This is a genomic window from Vibrio sp. 811, assembly GCF_033339195.1.
In genome coordinates, this window is the sequence record NZ_JAWOUB010000311.1 from 1 (window position 1) to 773 (window position 773).

The window sequence follows — 773 nt, forward strand, 5'->3', positions numbered from 1 at the left end:
TCAACATGCTTTTCAACGCTCAGGCGTTGTTTTGCAAGGAGAGGCCGATTGGCAAGATTTCATTATCTCTGCATTTCTTCAAACTCAAACCACACAACGTTGGTTCTGTGTTGGGGATTGGTCATTCGAGAATGCCTTTTGTGTTGGAATGAAGCAGGGAAATCGACTACTCGGAAGAGAGTGTGATGTGCTGCTGTTTGACGCGCGAAAAGAGTTCGATGCTAATAGCTTTACGGCGGCAATTGGCTCTCTCGTTGGCGGTGGAATGCTACTTGTTGTGACAAATACTGCTCAACCACAACACTTCGCTGAGCAATGGATGCAGACCCAATGGCAAAAGCTGATAGTGCTTGAGCAGGGGAAAGTCATTCCCCAGGTTTCTGAGTTTGCTATTGCGAAGAGAAATACAGAATACATAGAGCAGACTCGCGCTGTTTCATTAATCGAGAAAGTGGTGAGTGGGCATCGTAAGCGTCCTTTAGTGCTCACGGCTGATCGCGGTAGAGGTAAACGCAGCGCGTTAGGTATCGCTTGTGCTCAGTTGTTGCAGCACAAGCCGCTGCGTATATTACTTACCGCGCCTTCTATTAACGCTGTTGAGCCAGTCTATCAGCACGCGCAGCGTTTACTTACGGATGCCAAACAGATGAAGAAAGACCGTTTGGAAGTCGGATATGGGTATATTCAGTTTATTGCGCCTGACGAATTGTTGTCTTCGCTGCCTGAGTGTGATTTGTTGCTAGTCGATGAAGCGGCTGCGATTCCCGTTCCGA

1 protein-coding gene is annotated in these 773 nt (G+C 48.0%); it reads left to right on the forward strand.

The features are described 5' to 3' along the window. Positions 1-773: tRNA(Met) cytidine acetyltransferase TmcA domain-containing protein (locus R7Q46_RS26550; RefSeq protein WP_318078134.1), on the forward strand; the 773-nt coding region annotated here is incomplete at both ends.